The sequence below is a fragment of the Catenulispora pinistramenti genome, from assembly GCF_018274385.1.
Taxonomy (GTDB): domain Bacteria; phylum Actinomycetota; class Actinomycetes; order Streptomycetales; family Catenulisporaceae; genus Catenulispora; species Catenulispora pinistramenti.
Window position 1 is genome coordinate 1 of record NZ_JAAFYZ010000259.1, and the last position, 14,106, is coordinate 14,106.

Here is a 14,106-nt window from a genome sequence, read left to right on the forward strand (position 1 = left end):
CCTCCACCTCCACCTCCACCTCCAGTCCCAGCCCCAGTCCCAGTCCCAGTCCCAGTCCCAGAATCCCGCAGCACCAGCCGGAAACCGATCCCGTTCGGCGACCGACCCGTCGCGAAATACCGGGCAAGGGTTGCCTGAAGCGGTACTAGCCATGCTTGCTCCTGGACCGTTTCGCTCGTTCCAGAGGTCAGCTACGGTTCCGTGTACCGCAAATTGTCACAATCCGCCCTCTGGGCACTGACTCCCATCCACCGATCGGTGGATGCCCGGTCTCCACCTGATCGGCGCCCGGAACGAGCTCGCCGGTCGATCCGCCGACCGGGGCCGCGGGGCGATTCTTGAGGCATGCCAGCGATCGAGGTACGGAACCTCAAGAAGACATACGGCGACACCACCGCCGTGGCCGATATCTCCTTCGAGGTCGGTGAGGGGGAGATCTTCGGGATCCTCGGGCCGAACGGCGCCGGGAAGACCACGACCGTGGAGTGCATCAGCGGTTTGCGGTCGCCGGATGCCGGGGCCGTCCGGGTCCTGGGGCTGGACCCGGGGCTGGACCGCGAGGACGTGCGGCAGGTGCTCGGCGTGCAGCTGCAGGAGAGCCAGCTCCCGGCGAAGATCCAGGTGCGTGAGGCGCTGGAGCTGTATGCGTCCTTCTACCGCGAGCCGGCCGACGTCGGCCGGCTGCTGGCGCAGTGGGAGCTGACCGACAAGGCCACGGCCCGCTTCGGCAAGCTGTCCGGCGGCCAGAAGCAGCGCCTGGCCGTGGCCCTGGCGATGGTCGGCAATCCGCGCGTGGTGGTGCTCGACGAGCTGACCACCGGGCTGGACCCGCACGCCCGCCGCACGGCCTGGGAGATGGTCGAGCAGGTCCGTGCGGCCGGGGTCACCGTGCTGCTGGTCACCCACTTCATGGAGGAGGCCGAGCGGCTGTGCGACCGGGTGGCGATCATCGACGCCGGCCGGGTGGTGGCCGTGGACACGCCGGCCGGGCTGGCGGCGTACGGGGCGGCGGCGGGGCAGCGGATGCGGTTCCGGCCGTCGGCGCCGGTCCAGGACGCGCTGCTGCTGGCGCTGCCTGAAGTGAGCAGCGTCGAGCGGCACGGCGCGTACCTGGAGGTCGCCGGGAACTCCGAGGTGATCGGCGCGGTGACCGCCTTCCTGGCCCGTCGCCAGATCATCGCCGCCGAACTGCGGGTCGAGCAGAACAGCCTGGACGACGCCTTCATCGCGCTGACCAGCCACCCGGGCCCGTCGGACGGCCCACACCCCACCAGCCGCACCGCCTCTGAGGAGACCCGATGAGCGCCAGCACCGCCTCGCCACGCCTGCTCCCCGAATTCCGTATGACCGGCAACGGATTCCGCACGCTGGTCCGCACCCAGGCGCGGCTGCTGCGGCGGGAACCCGCGATCGTCCTGTCCGGAATCGCCCTGCCGGTGGCGCTGATCATCGTCTTCGGCGTGATCCCGGCGTTCGGCAAGCCGTCGGCCTCGCTCGGCGGCAGGACGACGCTGGACGTCTACGTGCCCACCTTCGCGATGCTCTCCTCGGTGCTGACGGCCTTCACCGCGTTGCCGGTCTCGTTCGCCGACCTGCGGGAGCGCGGGGTGCTGCGGCGGCTGGCGGTGTCGCCGGTGCCGGCCGCCGGACTGCTCGCGGCGCAGGTGACCGTGATCGCGGCGACCGCCGCCGCGACGGCGGCCGCGGTGGTGCTGATCGGGGTGGTCGGGTTCGGGGCCACGCTGCCGGCGAACCCCGCGCTGATGCTGGTGTCCTATGTACTGGGAACGACGGCTTTGCTGGCGCTCGGACTCCTGATCTCGGCACTCGCGCCGTCCGCCGGGGTTGCCACCGCGTTCGGAGTGCCTACGATGATCCTGAACTTCTTCTTCGCCGGGGTCTACGTTCCGCTGCAGTCGATGCCGCATGTGCTGCGCGACATCAGCGGATTCGTGCCGTACGGCGCGATCGTGGACACCTGGTCCGGCAGCGGGGCGGCCTGGCAGCATCTGGCGGTCCTGGCCGCTTACACCGCGGTCGGCGCGCTGGCGGCGGCCCGAGTCTTCAAGTGGGAGTAATGGAAACGGCCACTATCCAGCGGTGGATACCGTATGCGGGGCTGGCGATCTCTGTGCCGCTGGCCCTGATCGTCGGGCCCAAGACCACGGCGTTCTACGCCGTGGCCGTCGGGGTCTCGACCGTCGCGGCGCTGTGGCTGCTCTGGGGGATGCCCCTGTGGATGCAGGAGGCGCGGGACCGCGCTCCCGTCGGGTGGCGCCCGGTGGTCTACTACGTGGGCCTGCTGGCGTTGGTCGGGACGCTGGTGGTGATCAGCCCGCTGTTCGGGTTCTTCGCCGTCATCGGCTACCTGCACGCCCAGATCCTGCCGGGGCGGTGGAACCTGGTCGGGGTCGGCGGCACCGCAGCGGCCATGGCGGCCTGCCAGATGGGCGGCGTCCACAACATCCACGGCCTGGGGATCTGTTTCTACGTCATCCTGTTCCTGGTCAACGGGATGATCGCCGGGTCCATGACGGTCGCCGGCACGGCCGAGGACGCCCACCGCCGGGAGCTGGCCGAGGCCAACCAGCGGCTGCACGAGATGCTGGAGGAGAACGCCGGCCTGCACGCACAGCTGGTGGCGCAGGCCCGGGAGGCCGGCGTCATGGACGAGCGGCAGCGGCTGGCCGGGGAGATCCACGACACCATCGCACAGGGGCTGACCGGCATCGTGCGGCAGCTGGAGGTCGTGGAGCGGTTCGGCGAGGACGCGGAGAAGCGGCAGCACCACCTGACCTTGGCACGCGAGCTGGCCCGGGAGAGCCTGGCCGAGGCGCGCCGGTCGGTGCAGGCGCTGCGGCCCGGGCCGCTGGCCGTCGCCCAACTGCCGGAGGCCCTGGCCGAACTGACGGCCGCGTGGTCCAGGACCGCCGGGATCGACGCCCGGGTCGAGGTCAGCGGCGAGGCCGTGGCGCTGCCGCCGGAGGTCGAGGTGGTGCTGTTCCGGGCCGCACAGGAGGCGTTGGCGAACGCCGACAAGTACTCGGGCGCGGCCCGGGTCGGGGTGACGTTGTCCTACACGCCGGATGTGGTGGTGCTGGACGTCGTCGACGACGGATCCGGCTTCGACAGCGCCGGACTGGCCGCCGCCGGACCGTCGGCGAACGGCACCGGCTACGGGCTGGCCGCGATGCGCTCGCGGCTGGGGCAGATCGGCGGGACGCTGACCGTCGAGAGCGAGCCCGGCGACGGGACCGCGATCAGCGCGGCGGTCCCGGCCCCCGGCTGTCCGGTGCTCGGCGTCACACCCGGGACCATGGTGGCCACCGGTGCGTGGGCCGCCCCGGTGGCAGCGGTGGCCGGTTGAGAACCGGCGGAGCTGAGCGGGGATGATGGACCGCATGCCCGTTGACTCGACTCCCCTTCGACTGCTGATCGTGGACGACCATCCGATCGTCCGCGACGGCCTGCGCGGTGTCTTCGACGGGGAAGAGGGCTTCGAGGTGGTCGGTGAGGCCGCCGACGGGGCGCAGGCCCTGGTGTGCGCCGCGCAGTCCCGCCCCGACGTGATCCTGATGGATCTGCGGATGCCGACCATGGGCGGGGTGGAGGCCATCGGCCGGCTGCGGGCCGACCAGCCTGATATCAGGGTCCTGGTTCTGACCACCTACGACACCGAATCCGACGTCCTGCCCGCGATCGAGGCCGGGGCCACCGGTTATCTGCTGAAGGACGCGCCGCGCGAAGACCTCATCCGGGCCGTCCGGGCCGCCGCCGCGGGTCAGCCGGTGCTGGCGCCGACCGTCGCGCGGCGGTTGATGACCCGGGTCCAGGCCCCCACGCCGAGCGCCGGGCCGGCCGGCGAGGCGCTGACCGACCGTGAACTGGAAGTCCTGCGCCTGGTCGCCTCCGGTGCCACCAACCGCGAGACGGCCCGCCAACTGTTCATCAGTGAGGCCACGGTCAAAACGCACCTGCTGCACGCGTACGCCAAGCTCGGCGTCCGCGACCGCGCCGCCGCGGTCGGCGAGGCGTACAAGCGCGGCCTGCTCACATAGCCGCCCGCTCAAATAAGCGTCTTCAGCTTCGCGGCGGTCTCGCCGACCTGGTACCCCTCGGCCAACGTCTCGAAGAGCACGATGTCGGCCACCATGTGATCGGTCCGCAGGTGCTTGATCTCCTGGTACTCCGGGCAGGCCCACCAGGCCCACACGGCTTCCAGGTCGGGGAACTCGATGAGGATCATGTCCCCGTCCCACGAACCCTCCACGACGTCCTTCTGCCCGCCGTGGAAGGCGAAGTGCCCGCCGAACGGATCCATCGTCGCCTGGATCCGTTCCAGGTACTCCACTATGTCCGGGCAGAGTTCGACGGACCGGACGTGGGCCAGTGCGTAGGCGGTCATCTCTTCTGGTCTCCTCAAGCTGTCGTATTCGCTGACGAGATCAAGGTTCGCAGGGCCGTGACACCTGGCGCGATTACCTCGGGGGTAATACATTCGTGACCCACGGGAGGGGCCGATTCAGCGCTTAACCTGGGAGTTGTGGATGTCGTCGTCGTTGGGAATGGTCCTGAACGGATTCATCGCCGCCGCGGTCGTGGGGATCTGTGTGTCGGGGCTGTTCAAGCGCGGCAGGGAGCGCCGCGTCGCGCGGGTCAGTGGCAGCGTCGAGGGGTACGACGCATCGATCAGATAAGAGCTGAAAGCCTTTAGCGGCTTCACGAGCATTGCGGGCGGCGTCCACAGACGCCGCCCGCTTTCGTTACCTCCGGGCCGTCGGCCCGGTTCGGGGCCCGCGGCGCCGGGGCTCAGCCGGTGTTCTTCAGCCCGGCGGCGATGCCGTTCACCGACAGCAGCAGCGCCCGCGCCAGATCCGGGTCCACCGGCCGGCCCTCCTTCGCCGCCTCGCGCTGCCGCTTGAGCAGCGAGACCTGAAGGTAGGAGATCGGGTCCAGGTACATGTCGCGCACCCGCAGCGTCCGGGCCAGCGTCTCGTTCTGTCCCAGCAGCTCCGACTCGCCGGTGATCCGCAGCACCTCGGCGACCGTGCGCTCGTACTCCTCGGTGATGGTGTCGAAGAAGTGGTGCAGCTCGCGCGGCACCAGGGTCTCGACGTAGTGCCGGGCGATCCGCAGGTCCGTCTTGGCCAGCGTCATCGAGACGTTGCCGAGGAAGTTGCGGAAGAAGTGCCAGCGCTCGTACATGTCCTGCCAGTCCACTCCGGCGAACTCGGGGTTCTGCCGGACCGCGGCCAGGCCGGTGCCGACGCCGAACCAGCCCGGCACGATCTGCCGCGACTGGGTCCAGCCGAACACCCACGGGATCGCGCGCAGACCGTCGATGCCGGCCGAGGTGTCCGGGCGGCGGGACGGCCGCGACCCCAGGTGCAGGTCCCCGAGCAGGTCCACCGGCGTCGAGGCGAAGAAGTAGGCCGGCAGGTCCGGGTGCTCGACCAGTTCCCGGTAGCGGTCCTGGCCCGCCGCGGACACCTCTTCCATGGTCGCCGACCAGGTCGCCAGGTCCTCCGCGGACTGGCGCGGCGCCCGGTGCAGCACCGTGGCCTCCAGGGTCGCGGCGAGCGTCAGCTCCAGGTTCTCCCGGGCCAGCGCCGGGATCGCGTACTTGTCCGAGATGACCTCGCCCTGCTCGGTCACCTTGATCTCGCCGTCGAGCGTGCCCCACGGCTGGGCCAGGATCGCGTCGTGGGACGGGCCGCCGCCGCGGCCGACGCTGCCGCCGCGGCCGTGGAACAGCCGGACGCGCACGCCGTGCCGCATCGCGGTGTCGCGCAGTTCGCGCTGCGCGCGGTGGATCTCCCATTGCGAGGTGGAGATCCCGCCCATCTTGTTGGAGTCGCTGTAGCCGAGCATGACCTCCTGCACGCCGCCGCGCGCCGCGACGATCGCCGCGTAGGAGGGGTCGGACAGCAGCTCGTCCAGGATCGCGCCGGCGACCTTCAGCTCCTCCGGCGTCTCCAGCAGCGGCACGAAGCCGATGGCCGCGGTGTGCGCGTGCACGTCCACCAGCCCGGCCTCGCGGGCCAGCACCACGGCCGCGAACAGGTCGTCCACGCCGCGGGTCATCGACACGATGTAGGACTCGATGACGTCCGGACCGTACTTCTCGAAGGCGGTGCGGATCGCGGTGAACACCCCGAAGGTCTTCACCCCGGCGGCGTCCAGCAGGGTCTCGGCCGGCACCTGGCCCAGCGGCGAGAGCGGCCGCGAGGACGCCAGCTCCTTGGCCAGCAGCCGGGTCCGGTACTCGCGCGGCAGGTCCGCGTAGCGCCACGGTTGGTCGCCGAGCCGGTCGAAGAGCTGGGCCAGCACGTGGTGGTGGGCGTCGGCGTGCTCGCGCACGTCGAGCACCGCGTGGTGCAGGCCGAAGGCGGCGATCGCGCGGATCGCGGTCTCCAGCTCGCCGGTGGCGATCAGCTCGCCGCGGTCGGCGTACAGCGAATCGCGCATCAGCGACAGGTCGCGCAACAGCTCGGCGGTGCCCAGGTAGTCCCGGCGCGGGTCGTGCCGGCGGCCCTCGGCGATGCGGGTCCGGGTGTTGATGATCTTCTGCCGGATCGTCGTCGCCTTGAGCCGGTACGGCTCCTCGGCGTTCAACCGCTTGTAGCGGCCCGGGATCTCGGGCAGCGCCTCCAGATCGGCGTCCAGCGACGCCTGCAACTCCGCGGTCGGCGCGGCGATCCGCTCGGAGGTGGACAGCAGCTCGCGCAGCGAGTCCATCGCGGCCAGCGCGGTCCGGATCGCGTGCTCGTGCTGGAGCTCCAGCACGTCCAGCGTCATCTGCGGGGTGACGTTCGGGTTGCCGTCCCGGTCCCCGCCGATCCACGAGCCGAAGCTGAGCGGACGCGCGGTCAGCGGCAGCTCGATGCCCAGCCGCCGCAGCTCGAAGGCCAGCTCCTCCAGGACCTCCGGGGCGGCGTGCGCGGCCAGCTCGTCCAGGTAGTAGACGGCGTTGCGGGCCTCGTCGACCGGCTCGGGCCGGGTGATCCGCAGCTCGTCGGTCTGCCACAGCTGCTCGACGGTCTCGGCCAGCCGGCGCTCGTTGCCCGGGGTCTGCGGGGCCTCCAGCAGTTCGGCCACCTTGCGCAGCTTCGCCAGCACGGTGCGGCGTGCCGCCTCGGTCGGGTGCGCGGTGAAGACCGGCCGGACCGACAGGTGCTGGACCGCGTCGGCGGCGGTGCCGGCCAGGCCGGCGGCCTGGATCCGGTCCACCGCCTGGCCCAGCCACGAGCCCTCGGCCGCGCGGGTGGCGGCCAGCTCCCGGCCGCGCTGGACCTGCTCGGCGGTGTTGGCGAGGTTGAAGTAGGCGGTGAACGCCCGGACCAGCTTGATGGCCTGCCCGGGGTCCACCGCGGCGAGCAGTTCGGAGACGTCGGCGCCCTGCTTGCCCAGGGTGCGGACGGCCTCGACCTGCTCCAGCAGCTCCGGACCGTGCTGGCGGACCAGGGTCTGGCCCAGCAGGTCCCCCAAGCGGCGGATGGCCGCGCGCAGTTCGGCGTCGTCGGCGGTGCGGGCGGTGCGGTCGTTCGGGCTATCTGCCGCGGTCTCCACGGCGTCGTCGGACTGGGGCGACGGTACGGCGGACACAAGAGCCTCCTGATGCCTGGCTGGATCGTCCCATTCCCGCCCACTCTAAGCTGGGGCGGGAATCCTGCCGATCTCCGTCCGGCTACTGGACTTGTTACCGGACTGAAACATCGGGCCTTCCTAGACCCGGAGATCGGCCATAAAGTGAACCGATATCTCAGGACTGGAAACGGGGGCACACGTGGCCGCTACTGATCCCGGCGCGGCCGTGGGCTCCCAGCCCCCGGAGCCGCCTTTCGGCGACGGCTACGGCAGGTCTGGCGGCGGCGACGGTTTCGGCGCCGAGCACGGCTACGCCGCTCAGCAAGGCTACGGCGCTCAGCCCGGCTATGGCTCGGAGCAGGGCTACGGGGAGCAGGCTTACGGGGAGCACGGCTTCGGCGCGGAGCAGGGCTACGGCGCTCAGAACGGCTTCGGCACCGGGAACGGCTACGACCCGGTCGCCGACCTCGGCCCGACCGCCGATCCGGCGGTCACCGGTGCCGTCGGCGCTGACGACGAGACCGAGCCCGCGGCGGTCCCCAGCCGGGGCGGCGGCCGACGAGCCGCCAAGCAGGTCAAGCGCCGCCGGATCCCGGCCTGGCTGGAGATCCTGGGCTATGTGGTGGTCTCGCTGGCCCTGACCTCGCTGATCAAGACCTTCCTGGTCCAGATGTACTACATCCCCTCGCCGTCGATGGAACCGACGACGTACAAGGGCGACCGGGTCTTCGTCGACAAGCTGTCCAGCTGGTTCGGCGGCGCTCCGGCGCAGGGCCAGGTCATCGTCTTCCACGACCCGGACAACTGGCTGGAGAGCACCACCGGCAGCACCGGCGCCATCAACCTGCCGGACGTCCTGGCCGCCGTCGGCATCCTGCCGGACCAGCACGACGACCTGCTGATCAAGCGGATCATCGGGGTCGGCGGGGACACCATCGAGTGCAAGACCCAGAACGGCCCGGTGTACCGCAACGGTGTCGCGCTCAGCGAGTCCTACATCATGAACGGCCCGACGAACGGCATGCCCTGTTACAACGGCATCTACAAGGTGACCGTGCCGAAGGGCTACCTGTGGGTGCTCGGCGACAACCGCGAGCACTCCGGCGACTCCTCGTGGAACTACCTGAAGAAGGGTGGGAACGCGGGCTTCGTGCCGACCAAGAACGTGGTCGGACACGTGGTCGGGGTGGTGTCCTGGCTGCGGGACGACCATCCGGCGGGTTCGTAGGGGATTCGGCGAACTTTTTCCCGGCGGTGGTTGAGAGTTCTTCGTCCTCTGCGGACACTTTGGGAGCCCTCCCCAAGACCCCCGCTAGGAGTCTGCCTCCATGACCGCAGTGAATCGCCGCCGGTTCCTCCAGCTCACCGGCGGCATCGCCGCCGCGTCCGCGATGCCGGTGCTGACCGCGAGTATCGCCCGGGCTGCCGCCGTGGCGCCGAACCGGCGCACCGGCACCATCAAGGACATCGAGCACGTGGTGATCCTCATGCAGGAGAACCGCAGCTTCGACCACTACTTCGGCACCCTGCGCGGGGTCCGCGGCTTCGGGGACCCGCGACCGGCCAAGCTGCCCGACGGCAAGGCGGTCTGGCACCAGAGCGACGCCTCGGGCAACGAGATCCTGCCCTGGCGGCCGGACGGCGTGCCGAACCTCGGCCTGAAGTTCCTGGACGGCCTGGACCACAGCTGGAACGGCGGGCACCAGGCCTGGAACAACGGGAACTACGACCAGTGGATCCCGGCCAAGGGCCCCGGCACGATGGCGCATTTCGAACGCCAGGACATCCCGTTCCACTACGCGCTGGCCGACGCCTTCACGGTCTGCGACGCCTACCACTGCTCGCTGATGACCTCGACCGACCCGAACCGCTACTACCTGTGGACCGGTTTCACCGGCAACGACGGCAAGGCCGGCGGCCCGGTCCTGGACAACGCCGAGGCCGGTTACGACTGGACCACCTACCCCGAGCGCCTGCAGGCCGCCGGCGTCTCCTGGAAGATCTACCAGGACACCGGTACCGGGCTGGACAAGAACGGTTCCTGGGGCTGGACCGACGACGCCTACATCGGCAACTACGGCGACACCTCGGTGCTGTACTTCCACCAGTACCAGAACGCCGAGCCCGGCGACGCGCTCTACGAGAACGCCCGCACCGGCACCAACGCCGCGGCCGGGCAGAGCTACTTCGACCTGCTGGCCCAGGACGTGAAGAACGGCAAGCTGCCGCAGGTCTCCTGGATCACCGCGCCGGAGGCCTTCAGCGAGCACCCGAACTGGCCGGTGAACTACGGCGCCTGGTATGTGGCACAGGTCCTCAATATCCTGTCTTCGGACGAGGACCTGTGGAGCAAGACCGCGCTGTTCATCATGTACGACGAGAACGACGGCTTCTTCGACCACGTGGTCCCGCCGTTCGTCCCCGGCGGTCCGGTCGGCGGCGCCTCCACGGTGGACACCTCGACCGAGTACTACTCGGCCGGCCACGGCTTCGATTCCGGCTCCTACGGCCTGGGCCTGCGGGTGCCGATGTTCGTGGTCTCGCCGTGGAGCAAGGGCGGCTGGGTGGACTCCCAGACCTTCGACCACACCTCGGTGATCCGGTTCCTGGAGCAGCGGTTCGGCGTGCACGAGCCGAACATCTCGCCCTGGCGCCGAGCCGTCTGCGGCGACCTGACCAGCGCCTTCGACTTCGGTTTGGGCCAGACCGAGGTACCGGCGCTGCCGAGCACCGCCTCGTATGTGCCGCCGGACCACGCCCGGCACAACAGCTATCCCGTGACCCTGCCGGCGAACGCGACGATGCCGAAGCAGGAGGCCGGCCGGCGCCCCGCCCGCGCGTTGCCGTACGACCTGGCGGCGGACGGCCGGATCGCGGGCGGGGCGCTGCGGATCGGCTTCGCCAGCCACGGCGCGGTCGGGGCGGCCTTCGTGGTGACTTCGACCACTGACAAGACCGGCCCGTGGAGCTACACGGTCGGCGCGCGGCAGGACATCGCCGGCTCCTGGAAGCTCGCCGGCGCCTACGACTACGACGTGCGCGGGGCCAACGGCTTCCTGCGCGAGTTCAAGGGCGACGCCGCGAAAGCCGGGCTGGAGGTCGTGGCCGAACACGTGGGCCACAGCCAGAACCTGAAGCTGACGCTGACCAACACCGGCTCGACCGACGTCACCGTGACCGTCACCGACTCCTACGGCTGCGACGCGGCGGCCACCCACCGGCTGCGCGCCGGGAAGCACGTGACCCACGTCGTGCACGCCGCCGAGGCCGACGGCTGGTACGACGCCACGGTCACCTCCGACCACGACGCCGCGTACGTGCGGCGGTTCGCCGGGCACGTCGAGAACGGCCGGCCCAGCGCCAGCGACCCGGCGATCATCACCGGCTGACCGGCGGCGAAGGACGAAACGCCCCGGGGTCCGGACCCCGGGGCGTTTTACGCATCCCTTATTGATCGAGGGCTTACCGGGTCCGGGCGAGCATCGAAGCATGAAGTCGAGAATCGTTTCGGCCCTGGCCGTCCTGGCCTGTGCGGGCGCCCTGACCGCGTGCTCGGGCAAGGGCTCGGCCGGCACCGGCGGCACCACCCCGGCCGGCGCGGGCGTGACAGCCACCCCGACGTCCGGCGCCGCCGGCGCGAGCGGTGTCGGTCGCACCGACTCCCAGGGTGTGCCGGACGACCCGGACGGCGACCTGTTCTCGCTCGACCAGCAGCTGTCCGACATCAACGGCGCTCTGAGCTCGGCCGAGCCGACCGAGACCGCCGGTGACGGCGGCTGAGGCCGCGAACCGGACCGCGAACCTCCCCTCGAATCTCCAAGGAGCGAATCCATGTCTCTTCGTACCCGTCTGAGTGTCGCCGCGATCGGTGCCGTCGTCGCCGTCGGCGCGGTCGCCCTCCCGGCGAACGCCGCGACCGCCACGGACAGCCCGGCCGCGCTGACCAAGGCCAAGGCCACCGTCACCAAGGACATCGCCGACCGGTTGACCACGCTGGGCAAGCTCCAGAGCGCACTGACCGGCTACAAGGACGTGCCGGACGCCGCGCGCGGCACCCTCACCCAGGTGATGTCCGCCGATGTCAGTGGTCTGACAGCGCTGAAGGCCAAGGTGGCCGGTGAGACCACGGCGGCCGCGGTCAAGGCCGACGGCCAGGCGATGGTCGACGACTACCGGGTCTACGTGCTGGTGGTGCCGCAGGTCCACCTCACGCACGCGCTGGACGTCGAGAACGCGGCGCTGGCCCGGCTGGTGAAGGTGCACGACGCCCTGGCCGACCGGCTGGCCAAGGACCCGGCGGCGGACACCGCGGCGAACAAGGCCCTGCTGGCCGACCTGAGCACGGCGGTCCAGGCCGGCGACACCGGCATCGACGGCAAGGACGCCGCCCTGCTGGCCCTGAAGCCCGGTCCGGACGGCAAGGCGCTGACCGCGGCGGTCAAGGACGTCAGCGGTGCGGCCAAGGGCACCAGGGACGACATCAAGAAGGCGGTCGCGGACGCCAAGAAGGTGCGCGACGCGCTGAAGGACACTCAGAGCGCGGCCAAGAGCTGACAGTGCCCTGAGACGGGCTCGGCGCCGGGACGGATGGACGGCCGTCCCGGGTCCGGGCGCGCCGGGTCGGGACGCCCGGCGGGCCGGAGCCCGGCCACTGAATCGGTGACCTGAGCAGCGCATCGCCGGACCTCCGGCCGGCGAACGCGGGCCAGGGCGGGATCGGTGCCGGAACATAGGAAAAGCCCCGCGGGTCGCGTACCCGCGGGGCTTTTCGTTTGTCTTGCGAATCACTCTGACGAGTGATGTCTGGCTGTCGCCCGATCGGGCGACGGGGGAGATCAGGCCCCGCCGCCGTGCTCGGAAGGTGCCGGAGCGGACTCCGGCCCGCGACGTCGCCAGGAGGTGCCAGACCTTTAGAGGTCCAGGCCGCCCTTGCCCAGCAGGCCCGAGGAGCCGACCAGGCCGCCGGCGCCGGCACCGGCGCCGTTGTTCTGCGAGCCGGCGCCGTTGCCGGTGGCGTGCGAGCTGCTGCTGTCGCCCGCGCCCACGCTGCCGTGGCTGTTGTTGCCGGCCTGCGACGAACCCTGGTTCGAGGTGCAGGAGTTGTCGTAGGTGTCGGTGGTGATGTTGCCGTTGCTGAGCACGTTCAGGTTCGCGTGCTCCAGCAGGTGGTTCAGGCTCACGCCGACCGGCACCAGGCCGACCAGGCCCTGCGCGGTCAGGTCCGGAACGGTGTGGTCCGCCAGGCAGCCCAGGTTCGGGGCGACGTTGACGTTGTTCAGCGCGTTCACGGGGATGAGGCCGCCCTGGCCGACGTTGTTGTCGCCGGCCTTGTGGTGCTCGCTGCCGCCGTTCCAGGCGTCGTCGGTCGCCGCGGAGGCGATGCCGGCCATGCCCACGACACCCGCGCTGGCGAGCGCGGCGATAACGGTGGCGTGCTTCAGAAATGCCATGTTGATCGTTCTTTCCGCTAGATGTGGATCGGTGTTGACCTGACGGGCGGAGTTACCGAAGCCCGCCACCTTGGTGCTTTGAACCATACTGCCATTCCCGAAGAATCGTATATCAATCGAGGAGCGGCATGGTCAAAGACGTTTGGGGTGATTCATTGGACGTCATTCTTCGTACTTTCCGTACTGCCCGTACTCTGGCTTTGAACTGGTCAATCGTCGTTTCGGCGACTCTGGAGGGTGCGGAGCAATGCACCTTTCGGAGCTGTCGACCGGCGATATTCCATCTCTGGTGACCCGTTCGGGGCCGTCCGGCGGCACGGTGGCCGCCGGATTCCTGTGACAATCTAATCTGGCGAAGATTGGACATGTACCGGGAGGAGTGGGGAAAGTGCGTCGGGAGCGGCGGTCAGAATGTGGTCTGAACGCCCGCCACCGAGACGTTGCGCAGGAGTTCGAACCCGGGTCCGCCGGCGGCGGTCGGGCACGGGGCGGCGGTCGGCGGTCCGGAGCCCAGTGCGCCGGCCAGCGAGAGCGGCACGAGGCACATGTTGCTCAGGACGTGGACGCCGTCGCCGTCCGTGCCCCTGTCGTCGCAGACGTGGCTCGGGGTCGGGAGCACATCCGGGGCGACACACCAGTTGTCGGCGACCTTCAGCGCGTTCTCGACCGCCAGGACGCCCGGGGTCGGGACGGCCTTCGGTGCGGTCGCCGGCGCCCGGGTCGTCAACGGCGCGGTCGTCGCAGCAGCGGTTCCGGCCGAGGCCAGGCCGCTACCGAGCGTCGCGGCGGCGGCTGCCGTCGCGGTGAGGATTGCCCGGGTACGCAACGTCGGTACTCCCTTGACTTCCAAGCACGGGCCCGGCGGTTCGGTGCCGGGCCCGTCAGCGTTCGGTTAGAGCAGGCCGCCCAGGGCGCTGCCGACGACCGGCAGGCCGCCGACGGCGCTGCCGGCGGACGGGGTCGCCGCGGCCGGAGCCTGGGCGTCGGCCGGGGTGACCGCGGCCGGAGCCTCGGGGGCCCACTGGTCACCGGGCGGGCACGGGTTCGGGACCGGCGGCGGGCACGGCAC

Annotated in this window: 13 protein-coding genes; 8 read left to right on the plus strand and 5 right to left on the minus strand. The window is 70.6% G+C overall.

Annotated elements, in window-relative coordinates; all coding sequences use genetic code 11:
* Positions 1-345 precede the first annotated feature (345 nt).
* From KGQ19_RS42220 to KGQ19_RS42235, 4 genes are read left to right on the plus strand one after another with little or no spacing between them, the layout of a single operon-like run.
* The gene (locus tag KGQ19_RS42220; protein WP_212020112.1) at positions 346-1,302 is read left to right on the plus strand and encodes an ABC transporter ATP-binding protein; all 957 of its coding nucleotides are present in this window, start codon (positions 346-348) and stop codon (positions 1,300-1,302) included.
* The gene (locus KGQ19_RS42225) at positions 1,299-2,078 is read left to right on the plus strand and encodes an ABC transporter permease (protein ID WP_212020113.1); all 780 of its coding nucleotides are present in this window, start codon (positions 1,299-1,301) and stop codon (positions 2,076-2,078) included. The genes KGQ19_RS42220 and KGQ19_RS42225 overlap by 4 nt, the downstream gene beginning before the upstream one ends.
* Positions 2,078-3,367 carry a sensor histidine kinase gene (locus KGQ19_RS42230; protein ID WP_212020114.1) on the plus strand — a complete coding sequence of 430 codons (1,290 nt, stop codon included), beginning with the start codon at positions 2,078-2,080 and terminating at the stop codon, positions 3,365-3,367. Before KGQ19_RS42225 ends, KGQ19_RS42230 begins: the two co-directional genes overlap by 1 nt.
* Before the next feature lie 34 nt (positions 3,368-3,401).
* Positions 3,402-4,058 (plus strand): response regulator, encoded by a 657-nt coding sequence (locus KGQ19_RS42235; protein WP_230420291.1) that lies wholly within the window; start codon positions 3,402-3,404, stop codon positions 4,056-4,058.
* Positions 4,059-4,066: 8 nt separating this feature from the next.
* On the opposite strand, the gene KGQ19_RS42240 is transcribed toward KGQ19_RS42235, so the two are convergent.
* The 3 genes from KGQ19_RS42240 to ppc form a co-directional block, all read right to left on the minus strand.
* Positions 4,067-4,405: a DUF1330 domain-containing protein gene (locus KGQ19_RS42240; protein ID WP_212020117.1), complete on the minus strand. Its 339-nt coding sequence runs from the start codon at positions 4,403-4,405 to the stop codon at positions 4,067-4,069.
* A 117-nt stretch (positions 4,406-4,522) separates the two neighbouring features.
* Complete coding sequence (locus KGQ19_RS42245) at positions 4,523-4,729, minus strand: hypothetical protein (RefSeq protein ID WP_212020118.1); 207 nt, start codon at positions 4,727-4,729, stop codon at positions 4,523-4,525.
* Positions 4,730-4,809: 80 nt separating this feature from the next.
* Positions 4,810-7,569 (minus strand): phosphoenolpyruvate carboxylase, encoded by a 2,760-nt coding sequence (gene ppc, locus KGQ19_RS42250; RefSeq protein WP_368862239.1) that lies wholly within the window; start codon positions 7,567-7,569, stop codon positions 4,810-4,812.
* 217 nt (positions 7,570-7,786) lie between these two features.
* Here ppc and lepB point away from each other — a divergent pair, with 217 nt between their 5' ends.
* The 4 genes from lepB (at position 7,787) to KGQ19_RS42270 (ending at position 12,141) form a co-directional block, all read left to right on the plus strand.
* Positions 7,787-8,815: a signal peptidase I gene (lepB, locus tag KGQ19_RS52360; protein ID WP_212020123.1), complete on the plus strand. Its 1,029-nt coding sequence runs from the start codon at positions 7,787-7,789 to the stop codon at positions 8,813-8,815.
* A gap of 100 nt (positions 8,816-8,915) precedes the next feature.
* On the plus strand, positions 8,916-10,976 hold the full coding sequence (locus KGQ19_RS42260) for a phosphocholine-specific phospholipase C (protein ID WP_212020126.1): 2,061 nt from the start codon (positions 8,916-8,918) through the stop codon (positions 10,974-10,976).
* A gap of 100 nt (positions 10,977-11,076) precedes the next feature.
* Complete coding sequence (locus KGQ19_RS42265) at positions 11,077-11,367, plus strand: hypothetical protein (RefSeq protein ID WP_212020128.1); 291 nt, start codon at positions 11,077-11,079, stop codon at positions 11,365-11,367.
* Between the two features lie 51 nt (positions 11,368-11,418).
* The gene (locus KGQ19_RS42270) at positions 11,419-12,141 is read left to right on the plus strand and encodes a hypothetical protein (protein ID WP_212020129.1); all 723 of its coding nucleotides are present in this window, start codon (positions 11,419-11,421) and stop codon (positions 12,139-12,141) included.
* Positions 12,142-12,497: 356 nt separating this feature from the next.
* Here the strand turns inward: KGQ19_RS42270 and KGQ19_RS42275 are convergent, their stop codons facing one another.
* Both KGQ19_RS42275 and KGQ19_RS42280 read right to left on the minus strand, forming a co-directional pair.
* Positions 12,498-13,037, minus strand: coding sequence for a hypothetical protein (locus KGQ19_RS42275; protein WP_212020130.1), 540 nt, complete (start codon positions 13,035-13,037; stop codon positions 12,498-12,500).
* Between the two features lie 406 nt (positions 13,038-13,443).
* On the minus strand, positions 13,444-13,863 hold the full coding sequence (locus KGQ19_RS42280; protein ID WP_212020131.1) for a hypothetical protein: 420 nt from the start codon (positions 13,861-13,863) through the stop codon (positions 13,444-13,446).
* Between the last annotated feature and the right edge of the window lie 243 nt (positions 13,864-14,106).

Excerpts from the sequence above, each read along its gene's own strand:
- KGQ19_RS42220 (WP_212020112.1), top strand. The coding sequence starts at position 346 with ATGCCAGCGATCGAGGTACGGAACCTCAAGAAGACATACGGCGACACC.
- KGQ19_RS42225 (WP_212020113.1), top strand. The coding sequence starts at position 1,299 with ATGAGCGCCAGCACCGCCTCGCCACGCCTGCTCCCCGAATTCCGTATG.
- KGQ19_RS42230 (WP_212020114.1), top strand. The coding sequence starts at position 2,078 with ATGGAAACGGCCACTATCCAGCGGTGGATACCGTATGCGGGGCTGGCG.
- KGQ19_RS42235 (WP_230420291.1), top strand. The coding sequence starts at position 3,402 with ATGCCCGTTGACTCGACTCCCCTTCGACTGCTGATCGTGGACGACCAT.
- KGQ19_RS42240 (WP_212020117.1), bottom strand. The coding sequence starts at position 4,405 with ATGACCGCCTACGCACTGGCCCACGTCCGGTCCGTCGAACTCTGCCCG.
- KGQ19_RS42245 (WP_212020118.1), bottom strand. The coding sequence starts at position 4,729 with ATGCTCGTGAAGCCGCTAAAGGCTTTCAGCTCTTATCTGATCGATGCG.
- KGQ19_RS42260 (WP_212020126.1), top strand. The coding sequence starts at position 8,916 with ATGACCGCAGTGAATCGCCGCCGGTTCCTCCAGCTCACCGGCGGCATC.
- KGQ19_RS42265 (WP_212020128.1), top strand. The coding sequence starts at position 11,077 with ATGAAGTCGAGAATCGTTTCGGCCCTGGCCGTCCTGGCCTGTGCGGGC.
- KGQ19_RS42270 (WP_212020129.1), top strand. The coding sequence starts at position 11,419 with ATGTCTCTTCGTACCCGTCTGAGTGTCGCCGCGATCGGTGCCGTCGTC.
- KGQ19_RS42275 (WP_212020130.1), bottom strand. The coding sequence starts at position 13,037 with ATGGCATTTCTGAAGCACGCCACCGTTATCGCCGCGCTCGCCAGCGCG.